Source organism: Alteromonas sp. MTD1 (genome assembly GCF_042848195.1).
Lineage (GTDB): Bacteria > Pseudomonadota > Gammaproteobacteria > Enterobacterales > Alteromonadaceae > Alteromonas.
This window is the reverse complement of the sequence record NZ_BTGG01000009.1, coordinates 241682-259207: the sequence shown is the minus strand read 5'-3', so window position 1 is coordinate 259207 and position 17526 is coordinate 241682. Positions and strand designations below refer to the sequence as shown.

Below are 17526 nucleotides of genomic sequence, written 5' to 3'. Positions count from 1 at the left end.
CCGAAAAGCCCTTGTCTGACGACAAGGGCTTTTTTTGTGGTTGTTCAAAAGTAGTCTCACAGTTGCCAACAGCTGAACTCAAATTCACTATTCATCTTTTATAGGTGTACTTAAACAATAAATTCGTAAAAGTATGCATACTCTCCCAACCTCGTAGATTAGAGGTGAGGGCTACCAATTTCTTACAACTTTCTATATAACTACATACATAATAAAAATAAAATTTCTTATCGAGTTGTTGTTTTTTCTATGTATAAAAAACGAAGCATTATTCTACTATCATTCTTGAGTAGCTTACTTACAAGTGCAGCGGCTCAGACGCAAGAAATACGTGCCGTTGACAATAAACGCACGGTTGTACTTGGTGTAGTTGAATTTCCTCCGTTAGTAATGAAAGACAACGACGGCAATGGCTGTCATGGCCAAGCTATTGAGGTGTCTTCGCTCGTATTAGAAAAGCTTGGCTACAATGTCTCTGTAGAATGTCCGCCTCCTGCTAGGCTGTTCGAACGAATAAGAAAAGGACATGTAGACATAACCGTAAATGTCAGGGGAACTAAAGCGCTAGAAAACAACGTTATATTTGTAGAGAAGCCATTTAGTTTTCTATCACTAATGATAATGACTAACCCAAAACTTGATAAGCGAAAAACAGTAGCTGCAATTCGTGGGTATGATTACGAAGGGTTGAGACAAGAGCTAGAGGACGACAACTATATTTTTGTTGATATGGCTAACAGTAGTGATGCCATTCAAATGTTTCAGTTCGGACGAACAACACACCTAGTGACCTATGAAGGGCCATATATGGCTTATATTGACAGTGCTTCTGAAGTAATAAAGGACGTTGTAATTTCTATTCGAAGAGACATCCCAACATTCTTTGCAATCTCAAAGGCGAGCAAACTAAAACAGCCTCTTCTACAGGAACTTGATGATATGTTTCGTTCGACTGATGCTGATACCATCATTGAGCTAATGAGCGCTGAATCTCAAAAGCCTGTTCACTATCGCAGTTCATGAACGAGATAGCACTGTGTAACTGTTGAAATTCAGAAGATAAAAATCATATGTATCATGCCTTTAGTGATTTTTTAAATAAAAATTAATTTCTTTGAAATGAAACTATACTTTTTTGGGTCTTATTTATTACACGTGCTTAACGTACGTTAAACATGACAAAAATCTTTGAGGGTAGATAAATGAAACAAATCAAGAAATCATCAGTGGCAACAACGTTAGGTGCAGTAGTAATTGGCTCTTTGGCGTCCACAGTTGCAGTAGCAGACGTAAACCCATTTGGTATGCAGTCGCTAGAATCAGGCTACAGCCAATTTGCAGCTGAAGGCAAGTGTGGCGAAGGCAAATGCGGCGGTGATAAGTCTGCAAAAGAAGGCAAGTGCGGCGAAGGCAAATGTGGCGGCGACAAGAAAGCTAAAGAAGGCAAGTGTGGCGAAGGTAAGTGCGGCGGCGACAAAAAAGCTAAAGAAGGCAAGTGTGGCGAAGGTAAGTGCGGCGGCGACAAAAAAGCTAAAGAAGGCAAATGTGGCGAAGGTAAGTGCGGTAGCATGTAATTCCTTATCTAAACCTACAGTACTCTTAACATGTGCATAGAGTAGTGTTTTTTAATTAAATGGCCGTCTATCGATGGCCATTTTTGTCTGAGCAACTTTGTCGAGGAGTAAGTAATGAAAAATGTCAGTGGAGCAGGGTTAGGCTTCAGACGAGAAATGCTTGCGGAGTTACTACCTACATTACCTAGCGAAGTAGATTTTTGGGAAGTTGCACCTGAAAACTGGATCCCGCTTGGTGGTAAGTATCAAACTCAATTTCAAGAGGCAAGCTCTCAAGCGCCTTTTACGACTCACGGTCTATCGTTATCTATTGGCAGTAGCGACAAACTCGATATTGAATTTGTTAAGCGCATCAAACAATTCTTAGACGCCCACAATATCTTGCTTTACAGCGAGCACTTGAGTTATTGCAGTGGAGAAGGACATATGTACGATTTAATGCCTATACCGTTCACAGAAGAAGCTTCACAACATGTCATTGGTCGCATAAAACAGGTTCAAGATATTTTAGAGCGCCCACTTGTTCTTGAAAATGTTTCTTACTACATGGCTCCCGGACAACAAATGTCTGAACTCGACTTTACTAAGACCATTTTGGAAGAGTCGGGCTGTTTGATGTTGTTAGACGTGAATAATGTGTACGTAAACAGTATCAACCACAAATATAATGCTAATGATTTTATCAGCGAATTGCCTACAAATAAAATTGTATACGGTCATATTGCAGGGCATTTTGATGAGGCCGACGACCTTAAAGTTGATACTCATGGTGCGGATGTAATTGAGCCGGTATGGGACTTATTGACGCACGCCTATAACACTCACGGTGTTTTTCCAACATTGCTCGAGCGCGACTTTAATATTCCACCTTTGGAAAAGTTACTCGGTGAAGTAAAACGTATTAAAGATATACAGCAGGTGTGTTTGCAATCTAGTGGCGAGTTATTAAAAGGAAGTGTTGCATGACCCATAACTTCCAAGAAGTACAAAAAAACTTTGTTAATTCAATAAAGAACCCTAAGTCGTTTAATGCTGAAAATGATGATCAGGCAAGGCGAATGGGCATTTATCAATCTTTGTTTTTCAACAATATTGATGGTTTTGTCAGTACTGCATTTCCAGTTTTAAAAGAGATAGTAATTAACGAACATGAAGAGAAAGGTTGGGAAGCCTTAGTTCGTCAGTTTTTCATATCACACGAATGCCGTTCGCCTTACTTTGCTGAGATAAGTAAAGAATTTGTTGAATACTTATCGAAATCTCCCCAGTTGGATATCGATTTACCGGGTTTTGCTGCACAGCTTGCCCATTATGAATGGTTAGAACTCGATGTAAGCATAAGACAGAATGTGCCATCGGTTACCTATTTCGAAGATTCCATGGAAGTGAGTGCTGTGCGTGTTTCGCCTTATGCTTCGTTAGCGGCTTATTCTTATCCAGTGCATCTTATTGGCTTAAACTATTTGCCAGAAGCTGAATCGCCAGAGCAGCAATTCTACGTAGTTTACCGCGATCAAGAAGATGACGTTCAGTTTGCTCACTTAAATACAGTTACAGCCATCCTAATCCATACGCTCGAGCAGAGTGAAGAAGGATTACATATTAACGAGCTTGCTTCGTTACTTGTCGAGCAATTACCACAAATACCCGAAGATGCGCTTAGGGCCGGTATGAATCAAACGCTGAATGATATGCTTAAAAAAGGTATTTTGCTGCCTGCATGAAATTAGTAATGCTATGTGTGTTTTTAAAAATCAGCCTGCTTTACGCTAACCCAAATATGAAATGTGAGTTATTTACTTTGCATTTATCCTCTTTATATTAAACTTTAGCCTTTAAGTGTATTGAAAGTGACCGATCAGTCATATTAGCGCTGTCAATCGGGCTTGCTTTCGATTAACATTTAGCACCATTTTTTTGTTCATAAAATTGTTTAGGTAGTGCAAATGGCTGACAATTCAGATTTCAAAGAAGTCTATAACAAGTGGTACTTTCTAGCATCGCTAGCAACTCTAATCGCGTTTCCGTTGATGCATATCATCGCCGGCTGGTTCACCTTCTGGTTATAACGCAGACATTCAAGGCAAAATTGTGACTGCAGAATATATTAAATCAGTAGTGAAAACCGTACCTGACTATCCAAAACCAGGTATTTTATTTAGAGATGTAACCAGCGTTTTAGAAGATCATAAAGCGTTCAGTAGCTGTATCTCATTGCTTGTTGAAAAATATCAGGGCATGGGATTCACTAAGATTGCGGGCACAGAAGCTCGTGGTTTCCTTTTCGGTGCGCCTTTAGCTATCGAAATGGGCATTGGTTTTGTTCCAGTAAGAAAGCCTAACAAACTTCCTCGTGAAGTAGTAAGCGAAAGCTACGAGTTGGAATACGGAACAGATACATTAGAAATTCATAAAGACGCCATTGAGCCGGGCGATAAAGTTTTACTTATCGATGACCTGCTTGCCACTGGCGGTACTATTGCAGCCTCAGCAAAACTTATTCGCTCTTTAGGCGGAGAAGTTAATCATGCTGGCTTTATCATCAATCTACCAGATCTTGGTGGTTGCGAAAAGCTGACTGCATTAGATATTCAGAGCTATTCAATCTGCGAGTTCGAAGGCGAATAATCGTCTGTAATTTGAAAAGGCAATAAACGGTATAATGAGTTATCAGGTATTAGCAAGGAAGTGGCGACCAGGCAAGTTTAGTGAGCTTGTAGGTCAAGAGCATGTAGTGTCTGCCATCTCAAATGCTTTGGATAACGATAGACTGCATCACGCGTATTTGTTTACGGGTACGCGAGGTGTAGGTAAAACCACCATTGCACGTATCTTTTCAAAAAGCTTGAACTGCGAAGAAGGGCAGGGAGCTAACCCCTGTGGTCAATGTAATACCTGTAAAGAGATTGAGCAGGGGAATTACGTTGATCTTTTAGAAATAGATGCTGCATCAAGAACGAAAGTAGAAGATACACGCGAACTTCTTGATAACGTGCAGTACAAACCTACTCGCGGCAGATACAAAGTGTACCTTATCGATGAAGTACACATGCTTTCTAAGCACAGCTTCAACGCGCTGCTTAAAACGCTTGAGGAACCACCTCCTCACGTAAAGTTTCTACTTGCGACAACCGATCCACAAAAGCTTCCCATTACAATTCTATCGCGTTGCTTACAGTTCAATTTAAAAGCAATGTCGCGCGAACAAATTGTTGGGCAGTTAACGCACATTCTTGAGCAAGAGTCTCTACCTTTTGAGCCCCAAGCGCTTTCGCTATTAGCACGGGCTGCACAGGGGAGTATGCGTGATGCATTAAGCTTAACCGACCAAGCTATTGCGCAAGGCGGAAACAACGTTGTCGCCTCAGTCGTGACCGACATGCTCGGTTTAATGGATAAAAATCAGTTACTAAAAGTGGTTTATGCTGTTGTTAATAAACAGCCCGCTGATGTCATGCAATTAGTAACTGAGATTGCTGAACAAGCACCTGATTACAGCAACGTTCATAGCGAACTAGCAAGTTTGCTACATCAAATTGCGTTAACCCAATGGGTTCCTGAAGCGTGTAAATTAGAGACAACCTCGGCTAAAGCAATTTATCAGTTAGCGAAAGGCATACCCGCTGAGCAGGTTCAACTTTTATATCAAATTGCGTTGCAAGGTAAAAAGGATCTCCCCTTTGCTGCTGACGGAAAAAGCGCATTTGAAATGACGCTTATGCGGATGATGACTTTTGCGCCAGCCGTGCCATTAAGTGATACGCAAAGTGCAATAGAGACTCACCAAAGCGAGCAAACTCTTCCTGTTAATAGCCACGACCCAAGTGGTGGCCCGGGAAACGTCAGTAAGCAAGAGGAAGCGCATTCAAGCGAAACTCTTGCAAACCACAACACTGAAAGCGATATAAGCGCTCAAACATCAGTAAGCGAAGTACAACACACTAACGTCCATGGCAATTCAACGGCTTCAGTTGCCGATGATAGTGATAGTTCTGTCGTAGGGCATAACGTTGATAATAACAATACGCCTACGACTACAGAATTAAGTGAAGCTGATTGTAGTCATAGGGCATCTGAGCCCAGCTTAACGCAAAGGCCTAACGAACAGAGTACTATTGCGCAAGGTGACGGTGCACCAGGTCATTGTGCCCAAGGTACCAACGCAGAAGACAACAGCTTTGTCTCTAGCGATATAACGTCCGAGCCTAGCGCTAATCCTGCTGCTGATAATGTAATGCCTCACGATCAGACGCCTAATAATGAAGCTTTGCCACATGACGGCCCGCCTCTTGATGCCTACATGGATGATATGCTTTCACACTATGAGGGTGACCAAAACGACCATAGTTCAGGCTTTGGCGCTCATGGCGAGTTTAATGACAATGACAACACAAGTTTTCAACATGAAGCTCAAATCGACCGAGCGCATGCTAGTAATAACGAGCCAGAACAAACACCTGAAGAACAGCTAACTTCAACTGCTGATATGTTGGCATTACGCCAAAAACTGAAACAGCGAAAAGCAGAAGAAGCCGATAGTAAAAGCGCAGCAACAGCAAGTGAGAAGTCTGAAAGTGCTGAGCAAATTCAAGCTCGCTTTGTTAAAGCAGGCGCTTCAGCAGCGTCGTCTACAGTTGTTCAGCACAGTGAGACAAACACTGAAGAACAGCAAGCTGCCAGCGACAGTACAACAAATCCTATAGGCAATAGCTCTTCGATAGATAGTGCTTCTGCGCAAGGTGATACGCAGCCCAGCGATTTACAGTATAGTGCATCACATACCCCTGATACTGCGGAACAGCCTGCTGCACTGCAACCTAACGAAGGGAATGCGGGTCTTAATAATAGCGTAAATGCTGAGCTTAATGAATTTGATTCAGAAGAGTTTGATGCTGATATTCCCTTTGCTAATGACGAAGTTCAGCACCAAGCAGTTCAGCACCAAGCAACGCCAACAGAAGAAAATACACTCTCAGGCGAGCAGCATTTTGATGCCACGCACGCAGAACACATGCATGAACAGGCAATAGTTCATCCTGAGGTTGATGCTTCTCTTGATAGCGGCGATACGCCTCCTTGGGCGATGGATGATCCAGTATCTTCTCCAGCCAATACAGATGAACGTGGGGTTGAACATTCAGAAGTTCAGGCATTCAATAACAGCCCTGAATCAAATACTATTTCTGAAAATTCAGGTTGGGAAGGTCTAGAGTTCGATGCACCACTAAGCGATACCTACAATGGTTCGCTTAATGCCTATTTAGACAACGGCAACAAACTTACGCATGCAAGCCAGATTGATAGTTGGAGCAACCTAGTAGAGCAAATGCCAGTAGCAGGGCTGCTAAAGCAACTTGTACTGCATGCTGCATTTTCTAAAAATGAAAATACAGTAAACCTTGAAATTCATCATAGTCAGGCGCATCTCCTTAATGACAATACGAAAGCACAGCTAATTGATGCACTGCGTCAAGGTATGGGCGAGAATGTTGAGGTTGTTATCAATTTAGGTGAGCCTGCCTCAACGCCGTTCTCTTTGCAGCAAGAAATTCATGCTATGCGTCACGCGCATGCACACACGGTTATTAATACCGATGACACAATACAAGCACTACTGTCGACATTCGATGCATCAGTACTAACCGACACGGTTAAAGCGCGATAGTAGATTTATTAACACCAAAACGAAGCGAGATAAAAACATGTTTAAAGGTGGAATGGGCAACATCATGAAGCAAGCGCAGCAAATGCAAGAGCGCATGCAAAAGGTACAAGACGACCTAGCAAAACTTGAAGTGACAGGTGAAGCAGGTGCAGGTATGGTAAAAGTTACCATGACATGTAACCACAATGTTCGTCGTGTAGACATTGATGAAACATTAATGGACGATGACAAGGACATGGTTGAAGATCTTGTTGCTGCGGCGTTTAACGACGCGGTTCGTCGTGTTCAAGAAACCAGCAAAGAAAAAATGGGCGATGTGACTGGCGGAATGCCACTTCCACCAGGCTTCAAAATGCCGTTTTAAACTACTTAAAGCCTGAAATGGCAGCAGCTTCACACTTTAAAAAAGGGCCAATGATATCGCTATACATTGGTCCTTTTTTGTTGGTAAAACGTTTGTAGTAGGGTCTAACTACCGCTCAACCTATTTTATTTCTACTTCAAAGAGGGGATATTAATTGCTAAGGAAAGGCCTAGTTATTTCAACGGTGTTTTTATTGCCTATAGCAGCGGCCGCATTTTTTCTGAGCGTGCACGAATTGTTTCGCATGAAAACCGTCACAGTTGACCCCAAGTTAAGAGAAATTTCGGGGATTGAGTTCGACAAATATAAGCGGTTGTGGGCAATCAACGATAGCGGCGATGACCCCAAGCTGTATATGTTAAATAAAGACGGCTCTATTGCGAGAGAAGTTACGGTAACTAACGCAAAAAACATCGATTGGGAAGATATGACGCAAAATCGGTTTGGTCATTTTTTTCTAGGTGATTTTGGGAATAACGATAACGATCGCCGCTGGCTTACCATTTATAAAATTGAAAACCCAATAGATATCAAAACCGATACTACCGAAGCCGAAATTATAAAGTTTACCTACCCTCAAATGGAAAAGGGTGAAATAGCGCCTAAAGATAAAAACTACGACTTAGAAGCGTTTGTTGAATTCAACCGCCATTTGTATTTGTTTACAAAAAACCGTACAAAGCCTTTCGATGGAATAACCAAACTGTATAAAGTAGGTGACCATGCTGCCAACTTTGACGCGCAGTTAATTGGTGAGTTTAAAACCTGTACCACATTAGAAAAACTTTGTTGGATCACGTCCGCTGCGGTTAGCCCAGATAGGACAAAGCTGGTTTTACTAGACTCAACCAGTCTTTGGTTGTTTGAAAACTTTGAAGGCGATAACTTCTTTAACGGTGATGTTTCGCGTATCGACCTTGGTATTGTCACACAAAAAGAAGCGGTGACGTTTTATGATGACAATACACTGGTATTTACCGATGAAGAGTTTAAAGGCTTGATAGGCGGCAATGTTTATGAAGTTAAACTCGACCAAGTAAAGCGTAACGTGATTAAATACCGAAAAGATTCAAAACAAGAAGCCCCAAAGCAGTAATACATTATGAAATTTAGCCCCTTACTTTCCGAGCTTATTCAAGCGCTAACTTGCCTTCCTGGCGTAGGCAATAAAAGTGCACAGCGTATGGCGTTTCACTTGCTTGAACGAAATCGCACGGGCGCAATAGACTTGAGTAACGTACTACACAATGCAATGGAGCATATACACCATTGTAAGCGCTGTAGAACGTTTACAGAGGATGAGCTTTGCGATATCTGCAGACACCCAGAGCGTGAGGCAAGCGGCTTACTGTGTATTGTAGAGAGCCCACAAGACGTATTGGCTATTGAGCAAACGCTAAGTTACAAAGGGCAATACTTTGTATTAATGGGGCATCTTTCACCCATTGATGGTGTAGGACCACAAGAAATTGGCTTAGATGAGTTAGAAGCGCGCCTTAAAGCCGGCGGCATAACAGAAGTCATCTTAGCAACAAACCCAACCGTTGAGGGGGAAGCGACCGCACATTACATTGCACAGCTTTGTAATACCCATGATATTGAGGCTTCGCGAATCGCTCACGGTGTGCCTGTTGGCGGCGAACTAGAATACATCGATGGCAATACCCTTACTCATGCATTTTCTGGTCGCCGAAAGCTTTAAATACTCGTGAATTAAGTAGCCATCAGCGTTCTTGGCTACTTTTATCTCTCTATTTCTCCTTATTAGTAATAAATTTTCGTTCTAAACGTTGAAAAGTGGGCTACTTGTCCCTACCTCGCTTACAGTAGTGAAATCCATTCAATGAGGAGATATTGGATTATGGCTGAAGCAGCCCAGAAAGAAACCCATGGTTTTCAAACAGAAGTAAAACAGCTTCTTCATCTAATGATTCACTCTTTGTATTCAAACAAAGAGATTTTCCTACGTGAGTTAGTGTCGAATGCCGCCGATGCTGCCGACAAGCTTCGTTTCCGCGCGTTGGAAAACGACAGCTTATACGAGAATGACGGCGACCTTAACGTTAAACTTAGCGTAGATAAAGAAGCGAACACCGTTACCATTACCGACAACGGTATTGGTATGACACGCGATGAAGTTATCGCCAACCTAGGTACTATTGCCAAGTCAGGTACGAAAGACTTTTTCAGTAAATTGTCTGGCGATAGCGCAAAAGATTCACAACTTATTGGCCAATTTGGTGTTGGTTTTTACTCAGCATTCATTGTTGCCAATAAAGTGACTGTACGCACTCGTGCAGCAGGTGCTGATGCCTCTGCGGGCGTTGAGTGGATTTCAGACGGTGAAGGTGAATTCACTATTGCTGAAATTAACAAACCAAGCCGCGGCACTGAAATTACGCTTCACCTTCGCGAAGAGGAGAAAGAGTATGCCGATACATGGCGTCTGCGCTCTATCGTAAGTAAGTACTCTGACCACATCAGCATTCCTGTTCAAATGTGGAAAGACGAAGTACCTGAACGCGAAGGCATAGATGGTGAGAAAATTGAAGCTCAACCGGGCGAGTGGGAAGTTGTAAACAAAGCAACAGCGCTGTGGACTCGTGAAAAGTCAGATATCTCTGACGAAGAGTACAACGAGTTTTACAAGCATATCTCTCACGACTTTAGCGACCCACTAGCATGGGCGCACAATAAAGTTGAAGGTAAAACAGAATACACCAGTCTTCTGTATATCCCTTCAAAAGCACCGTTTGATATGTGGAACCGCGATCAGAGTCACGGCCTAAAACTTTACGTACAGCGTGTATTCATTATGGATGACGCTGAGCAGTTTATGCCAACGTACCTTCGCTTCGTGAAAGGTTTGCTAGATAGCAACGACTTACCGCTTAACGTGTCTCGTGAAATTCTACAAGACAACAAGATTACTCAAGCTCTGCGTCAAGGTTGCACGAAGCGCGTACTGCAAATGCTTGAGAGAATGGCGAAGAACGACGCTGAGAAATATCAGTCTTTCTGGAACGAGTTTGGTAACGTTCTAAAAGAAGGCCCAGCTGAAGACTTTAGCAACAAAGAGAAAATTGCTGGTCTACTTCGCTTTGCTTCAACTCATGGCGATTCTGATGCACAAACGGTATCACTAGCCGATTACATTGAGCGCATGAAGGAAGGTCAGGATAAGATTTACTACGTGACTGCAGATAGCCTTCAGGCAGCGAAATCAAGCCCGCACCTTGAGATTTTCCGCAAGAAGGGTATTGAAGTACTGCTTATGGGCGAGCGCATTGATGAATGGTTAATGTCTCATCTAACAGAGTTTAGCGAGAAGCAGTTCGTTTCTATTGCTAAGGCTAACTTAGATTTAGGCGACTTAGAAGACGAAGAGTCTAAGAAGGCGCAGGAAGAAGCAGAAAAAGAAGTTGAAGGTGTACTTGAACGTGCCAAAGCAGCGCTAGGTGATAAGGTTATTGATGTTAAATTTACACATCGCTTAACTGACTCACCGGCCGTGATTGTTGCTGATGATAATGGTATGACAACACAGATGATGAAGCTGATGCAATCAGCAGGGCAGGCCGTGCCAGATGTGAAGTATCACTTTGAACTAAACCCAGAACATAGCTTAGTAAAACTACTTGCAGATACGCAAGATGAAGAACTATTCAGCCAGTGGGTTGGTGTACTGTTCGACCAAGCCGCATTGTCTGAGCAGGGTAGCTTGAAAGACCCATCAACATTCGTGCAGAACTTGAATAAGTTGTTGATGAAGTTGGCAAAGTAAGTTCAAAGCGAACAAATAAAAAAACCGATACCAGATGGTATCGGTTTTTTTTTGCAAAGCTCTGATGAATAATTATTGTTTCGACACTTTAAGGCGCTTATTGCCCAAAGCAATTAAGGCAAACAGAAACAAGGAAAGGCTAGCAGGCGATGGAACTGAGACGCTTGCACATGCTGGATCGTTAGGGTTTGATGTACAAAAGTCGAGTGTCTCTTGAAGTTTTGCACGTGCAAAATCCTCTACAAATGTCTGTACAACTGATTGGTCGCTGGTGTTCAAGAAGTCCAGATCAAAAAATCGTCCACCGTTATTTGTAGCGAGGTCAACGAGGTCAGTATAATCCTGTCTTGAAACGACGGCATTGAACAATGAGTTATTCGCCTTTAATAGTGCATCTGTCGACTGCGCGTTAAACTCTGAGTCGCCGTTCGACCGTTCGTCAGTATAGAGAATCATATTCTTTACGGCATCTGCACGATAAGACAAATTGCCTGTTTCCGACGTTAATGAGTTGAGTGCAAACGCGGTTGCATCATAGGCTGGCTCAGTACGACCTGACGCGACAAGGTTTGAAGCTGCAGTGGCGAAGCCTGAAGCGTCTGTAAAATCAGTGATAAGCCTAATAAGTTCACCTGACCTTCCATACCCCACAAGTGCATAACTTGCATCGATGCCGCCTGCAGAAAGAATAGAAGCGAATAAACCAATGTTATTCCGTAGGTTAGTCTGAACGTTCCCCATAGAACCAGATTCATCTACTATCATTACAATATCGGTTTTTATTACTGCTGCATTGGCCGCACTTGAACAGAACAGGCCGAAGATGGTCATTAAAGCAACACTGCTCCATTTGCCGAGTTTTGACCGCAATGAAATATTTGTCTTCATTTATTTTAATCCATTGAAATAATTTGAAAGAGCTTTGCGAGTTTCGCTACTTGCATAAATCAGTCCCTTTTTAAAGTGTAATTAAATCAACAGTATAGTTTTTTTCTGCGCTTGATGCGACGCCAAGTGTAAATTTAACTGACACGTCACGCGTCTTTTTAATGGTGGGCATTGTGTAACATCTAAAACCTGCTCCAAGCAGATAAGCTGTATATATATTCGCCATTAGTCTTAAGATTGACATAAGGTCACTGCTTACACTTGTCACTCTACTCCACAATGTGTAAAGTGCGCGAAGTAAAAAGTTTAAAAAACACAAGCGGAGAACGCACTCATGCGAATCATTCTTCTCGGCGCTCCTGGCGCGGGTAAGGGCACACAAGCTCAGTTTTTAATGGGCAAATATGGCATTCCTCAAATTTCAACTGGTGACATGCTTCGTGCTGCAATAAAAGCAGGCACAGAGCTTGGTCTTCAGGCGAAGCGTGTTATGGATGAAGGTAAGTTAGTGTCTGACGACATTATTATTGGTTTGGTAAAAGAGCGCATTGCACAAGACGACTGTAAAGACGGTTTCTTGCTTGATGGTTTCCCTCGCACTATTCCTCAAGCTGATGCAATGAAAGACGCTGGTGTTACAGTTGATCACTGTATTGAGTTTGATGTGGCAGATGACGTTATTGTTGAGCGTATGGGCGGCCGTCGCGTACACCCAGCATCAGGTCGTGTTTATCACGTTGTTTACAACCCACCTAAAGTGGAAGGTAAAGACAACGAAACAGGCGATGATCTGATAGTGCGTGACGATGACAAAGAAGACACAGTACGTAAGCGCTTAGCGATTTATCATGAGCAAACGAAACCGCTGGTTGATTACTACAGTGCTGAAGCGAATGCAGGTAACTGCGAGTACCATAAACTAGACGGTACACGTCCTGTTGAAGAAGTAAGTGCAGAACTTGCCGAACGCCTAGGTTAATACCTAGCACCAAAGATTTTGAAAGGCCGCTTATTTGCGGCCTTTTTTGTGGCTTGTAAGTTGTATTCGGATAACGTTTAATAGCTTCAACAAAGCGAGCAATGCGATTTAGCTAAACCGCTAACCTCGCCTTTATAACAATAATATACGGAGTTTGTTATGGTGTTGCCTATCACGGCCTTTTACGCAAGCCTTTTGGGTATTTGTTACTTATATTTGTCTATTCTGGTTATCGGTGCTCGACGACGCCATCAAGTGGGCATCGGTGATGGTGGCCATGAAGACTTGTCTCGCCTCGCAAGGGCGCATGGCAACTTTAGTGAATACGTACCTATTACACTTATCATGATAGCTTGCTTTGAAGCGAATACAGGACAAATGTGGGCAGTTCATAGCTTGGGCACTGCACTGCTGTTTGGAAGGGTACTTCATGCTTATGGTTTAGGTAAACATGCTGGCGTAAGCTGGCAGCGCTTCACCGGCATGATTTTAACATTTCTAGCTATGCTATGTGCTGCGGTGGGTAATTTAACCCTCATACATTTTGGGCTTTAAGAATGGCTGAAATAAAAATGCCCGCGTAAAGCGGGCATTTTTCGTTGTGGACTCTTAGAAACGGTAAGTCACTTTAGAGTAAACAAAGCGTCCACGTGGGTTGTGCACGCCACCCACGTAACCGTAAAGGTCACTGTCGCCGTTACCAATGGCGAATGGAGGTTCTTCGTCTAGTAGGTTATTGGAGCCAATTACCAAGCGAAAATTATCGCTGTAATTGTAACCGAACTGCAAATCTACCAGCGCTTGTGAGTCAACGGTTCTAGACGTATTTTCTTCGAAATCTAAAACACCATCGAAGTTAATGTCTGGTGTATCTTCAAACTCGCCAATAAAGCTAATGTTTAAGTTTGCGTCAAACGAACCCTTCGACCACGTTGTTGCAAACAACCAGCGATGTTCTGGATAGCCGTACTCACCTGTGAAATCTAAATTATTGCGTTCAAAATTGCTCAAATACGACCAGTCTAAGCTAAAGCGCACGTTGCCATACTCGCTCATGTCCATCGTGTAGTTAGCATTAAAATCAATACCAGACGCTTCCTGCGATGAAACGTTCTGGTATGTGTTGAAGATTTTTTGAATGACACCTAATGATTCGCCAGGCTGTGGGTCAAGACGCACACACACCGTGCTGTTTTGATTATTACACTCGGCGTCATACACTAAGCCAAATTGTTGCTCGTCAATTTTGTTATCTTGCGTGATGCTCCACACATCAACACTTAACCCAAGCTCTTGAGTGGGAGCATAAATAACACCTACGTTCCACGATTCAGACTCTTCCGCATCCAAATTCGGGTTACCCGCAAATTCAATATTGTAGTCTAATGAGTCACAGTCTTGGCCTGTGGCATCACAGCGATATTGATCTACAAAGAAAACACTTTTCTGTGACGGACCTAGCCCAATTTGTGCTAGTGATGGCGCACGGAAGCCTTGTGCCCAAGAACCGCGTACGGTTACTTCATCGCTTGGTGCCCAGCGCAATGCAATTTTAGGATTGGTAGTGCTACCGAAATCACTGAAGTGGTCGTAGCGACCTGCTAGTTGAAGTTCAAGCGTTTCTGCAACTGGGATTGAAAGCTCTAAGTAAGCTGCATATTGATCACGCTCTGCTGCTGCAGATACCGATTCGGTACCAAAGATAAGCCCACGTTGAAATTGAATATCGGGTATATCAGATACTTGCTCTTCACGATATTCTACGCCAGCAGCCATCATCACAACGTCATCACCAAACTCGAATGCTTCGCCAGAGATGTGTGCATCAACGCTGGTCATGCGCGATTCGCCTCGACGCACTAGGCTTGTGGTAATTTCATCAATTACGCTTTGAGGGTTAGTAACACCACCAAACGGGTTATAGTTACCTAAGTCGATTTGCTCTTGCAGCCAGTCAACACGAACCCAACCTTGTGATTGATCGCCACTTTGTTCAGAGCGACTACGGCCTTTTTGCACCGATGCTTCCCAATCGTAATCGCCTATCTGGCCACGAAGCCCTGCAACAAGTCGAAGTGTGTCTGATTCAATATCCCATCGGCGCGGGCCTGCATCAACAGGGCGGTATCGACCAATCTCAATATCTTGCCCAAACGGATTATTCGGGTGAGTACCAGGTACGGTTAAGCCGGCGTCTTCATCAAGTGGTGTTGCCGCACCTCCAGCTTCTGAGGTGTTGTGCTGCATGGCAATTTCCATGAATGCCGTAGTATCTGAAGATATCTTATAGTCGAATTGACCAATAAAGCCGACGCGTTCAGATGCTGGGATAGTAAGGCCGAATGGGCCATAATCAAATAAGCAGCTCCCTGAAGCGGTAGCGTTCTCAGGTGGGCAATCTGGATCGATAGTTTTTACGCCATCAACATAAAAGTAACCTGGGTAGCCGCGCGATGAACGAAAGTCCATGCCACCAAAAGGTGATTGATTGGCGGTGCCAAAGCGGCCCATCTCATCGGCGCCAAGGGTACTGTTGTTGAAATAGTCTAGAATGACTGTAGCGCTACTTTTCTCAGTTTGAGAGCCCCAAAGTAAGCTGGCCGTTGTTTCATCGTAGCTAGGCCCCGTAGTGCCACCATATCCGGCATTAAGCTCCAAGCCTTCAAAGTCTTTTTTCAGAACAATGTTTACTACACCTGCCACTGCGTCTGAACCATAAATGGCTGAAGCGCCATCTTTTAGAATGTCGATGCGCTCAATTGCAGCGACTGGTATTGAGTTAATATCAACAAATGAATTGGTAATACTTTCAGCAAATGAACTAATCGCCACGCGTCGACCGTTAATGAGCACTAGCGTTGCATCTGGTCCCATACCACGAAGCGATACCGCAGCGGCACCGTTGGCTGTTGAGTCTTGGCTATTATTACGTGTAGAGAAGGTGCCTGCGCCCGTTGCGGGCATGCGTTCTAGAAGTTGCTGTAAATTTTCATAACCCATACTGTCAATCATGGTTGAGTCTATTGATTGTATAGGCGATGGACCTTCCATGTCCGTCCGTTTTATGCGAGAACCTGTTACCGCAATACGTTCTAAATTATCAGCATTGTCTTCAGCTTCTTGCGCATAACCGGTGCTAATTGATGTTACTCCTGAAAGCGCTAAACACACCGCAATAGCACTTAGTTTACGACCTTGTTTCATTACTATTTCCTTATTTCCCTTATACTTATGTTTTCAGCAATAGTCATTTATTGCTGAAACAGAAATAGCACTTATTAGTCTTTAGTTGCAATAGTAACAATGAGGAAAAATGCGACATAAAGTTACAACATGTGTAAATGTGACCGTACTGTTTATGTGTAACTGGAAGGGCAGAAGTGGTTAAAAAGAGGTTACGGCAAAGTGGAATAGTAGGTTAACTGTGTGGTTGAGGAAAAGAGTCTTCTCTAAAAGGTAGGTTTGAAGACTCTCAACATGCATAGTGAGGAAAGAATGTTTTTTTACATTTGGTAGATTAAGGTTGCTACAAATTGGTCATTACTGAAGCTTTGTAAAAAAGCGTTCTTTTCTTGGTATGTAGTTGTTTGCTACATCTAATGAAAATGCCACAGAACTCGCTTTTCCTTGCACTTCTTCCACAGGAATAAAGCCATAATAGCGAGAATCGACACTGTTGTTCCTGTTATCGCCCATTGCGAGGAAATGTCCCTTAGGTACGGTTACGGTATTAAATGATGAAACAGGGCTGTTAATAGGGTTAAGGGCAATAACACGGCGTTGCCCAAGCACCTCTTCATAAAAAGTGTGTGCTTCTAATGCGGTAAGTTCAGCTTGCTCCCCATTTATATAAAGTTTGTTTTTAATCAGCTTTACCCTGTCACCTTCTGTGGCGATAACACGCTTAATGAGGCGCAGGTCTGCGGCAGTACTGTCGATAATGACAATGTCGCCACGCGCAATTTTACCGGTCTTCTTGATCACAATGTCGGTAAAAGGCACCTCAAGTGTATATGCGGATTTATCAACCACCACACGGTCGCCAACTTGAAGCGTAGGCTCCATCGAGCCAGAGGGAACGTGATACCAGTCTGCTACGCTGCTTCTAAATGAAAACAGGAGCACTAAAAAAAGCAAAAAGGGGAGGTTGTTTTTAAATGTTTCCTTTACGCTGCTGGCGTTCATAAAAATCCTTTCTTCATTATTCGAGTTTGCGTAAACATATGAAATCATTTGGTCAAATTAGTTCACGGAACACTTGTAATAAAATGT

15 protein-coding genes are annotated in these 17526 nt (G+C 43.1%); 12 read left to right on the top strand and 3 right to left on the bottom strand.

Features of this window, described 5'->3' with window-relative positions; genetic code table 11:
- The first annotated feature begins 249 nt into the window (after positions 1-249).
- The 10 genes from ACGHAV_RS14000 to htpG all read left to right on the top strand — a co-directional run bounded on the left by ACGHAV_RS14000 (position 250) and on the right by htpG (position 11387).
- The gene (locus tag ACGHAV_RS14000) at positions 250-1023 is read left to right on the top strand and encodes a substrate-binding periplasmic protein (RefSeq protein ID WP_390381862.1); all 774 of its coding nucleotides are present in this window, start codon (positions 250-252) and stop codon (positions 1021-1023) included.
- 179 nt (positions 1024-1202) lie between these two features.
- Complete coding sequence (locus tag ACGHAV_RS13995; RefSeq protein WP_390381859.1) at positions 1203-1574, top strand: hypothetical protein; 372 nt, start codon at positions 1203-1205, stop codon at positions 1572-1574.
- A 114-nt stretch (positions 1575-1688) separates the two neighbouring features.
- Positions 1689-2540 (top strand): DUF692 domain-containing protein, encoded by an 852-nt coding sequence (locus ACGHAV_RS13990; RefSeq protein ID WP_390381857.1) that lies wholly within the window; start codon positions 1689-1691, stop codon positions 2538-2540.
- Complete coding sequence (locus ACGHAV_RS13985) at positions 2537-3298, top strand: DUF2063 domain-containing protein (protein WP_390381855.1); 762 nt, start codon at positions 2537-2539, stop codon at positions 3296-3298. Before ACGHAV_RS13990 ends, ACGHAV_RS13985 begins: the two co-directional genes overlap by 4 nt.
- A 367-nt stretch (positions 3299-3665) precedes the next feature.
- Positions 3666-4202 carry an adenine phosphoribosyltransferase gene (apt, locus tag ACGHAV_RS13980; RefSeq protein WP_390381852.1) on the top strand — a complete coding sequence of 179 codons (537 nt, stop codon included), beginning with the start codon at positions 3666-3668 and terminating at the stop codon, positions 4200-4202.
- A gap of 34 nt (positions 4203-4236) precedes the next feature.
- Positions 4237-7239, top strand: a complete 3003-nt coding sequence (gene dnaX / locus ACGHAV_RS13975; protein WP_390381849.1) for a DNA polymerase III subunit gamma/tau — start codon at positions 4237-4239, stop codon at positions 7237-7239.
- A 37-nt stretch (positions 7240-7276) separates the two neighbouring features.
- Positions 7277-7603 (top strand): YbaB/EbfC family nucleoid-associated protein, encoded by a 327-nt coding sequence (locus ACGHAV_RS13970; RefSeq protein WP_334014754.1) that lies wholly within the window; start codon positions 7277-7279, stop codon positions 7601-7603.
- Between the two features lie 199 nt (positions 7604-7802).
- Positions 7803-8699 carry a hypothetical protein gene (locus ACGHAV_RS13965; protein WP_390381878.1) on the top strand — a complete coding sequence of 299 codons (897 nt, stop codon included), beginning with the start codon at positions 7803-7805 and terminating at the stop codon, positions 8697-8699.
- A 6-nt stretch (positions 8700-8705) separates the two neighbouring features.
- A complete protein-coding gene (gene recR, locus ACGHAV_RS13960; protein ID WP_390381845.1) occupies positions 8706-9305 on the top strand; it encodes a recombination mediator RecR in 600 nt (199 codons plus the stop codon).
- Positions 9306-9464: 159 nt separating this feature from the next.
- Positions 9465-11387 carry a molecular chaperone HtpG gene (htpG, locus tag ACGHAV_RS13955; protein ID WP_390381841.1) on the top strand — a complete coding sequence of 641 codons (1923 nt, stop codon included), beginning with the start codon at positions 9465-9467 and terminating at the stop codon, positions 11385-11387.
- Between the two features lie 72 nt (positions 11388-11459).
- Here the strand turns inward: htpG and ACGHAV_RS13950 are convergent, their stop codons facing one another.
- Positions 11460-12275, bottom strand: coding sequence for a vWA domain-containing protein (locus ACGHAV_RS13950; protein WP_390381838.1), 816 nt, complete (start codon positions 12273-12275; stop codon positions 11460-11462).
- A gap of 334 nt (positions 12276-12609) precedes the next feature.
- Between ACGHAV_RS13950 and adk the strand changes: the two genes are divergently transcribed.
- Together adk and ACGHAV_RS13940 are read left to right on the top strand one after the other, a co-directional pair.
- Positions 12610-13254, top strand: a complete 645-nt coding sequence (gene adk / locus ACGHAV_RS13945; protein WP_390381835.1) for an adenylate kinase — start codon at positions 12610-12612, stop codon at positions 13252-13254.
- A gap of 159 nt (positions 13255-13413) precedes the next feature.
- Positions 13414-13809 carry an MAPEG family protein gene (locus tag ACGHAV_RS13940; RefSeq protein WP_390381832.1) on the top strand — a complete coding sequence of 132 codons (396 nt, stop codon included), beginning with the start codon at positions 13414-13416 and terminating at the stop codon, positions 13807-13809.
- A gap of 54 nt (positions 13810-13863) precedes the next feature.
- Here ACGHAV_RS13940 and ACGHAV_RS13935 read toward each other — a convergent pair whose 3' ends face one another.
- Both ACGHAV_RS13935 and lepB read right to left on the bottom strand, forming a co-directional pair.
- Positions 13864-16458: a TonB-dependent receptor gene (locus tag ACGHAV_RS13935; protein WP_390381830.1), complete on the bottom strand. Its 2595-nt coding sequence runs from the start codon at positions 16456-16458 to the stop codon at positions 13864-13866.
- A 336-nt stretch (positions 16459-16794) separates the two neighbouring features.
- Entirely contained in the window at positions 16795-17439 is a 645-nt protein-coding gene (gene lepB / locus ACGHAV_RS13930) for a signal peptidase I (protein WP_390381827.1), read from the bottom strand.
- Positions 17440-17526 lie beyond the last annotated feature (87 nt).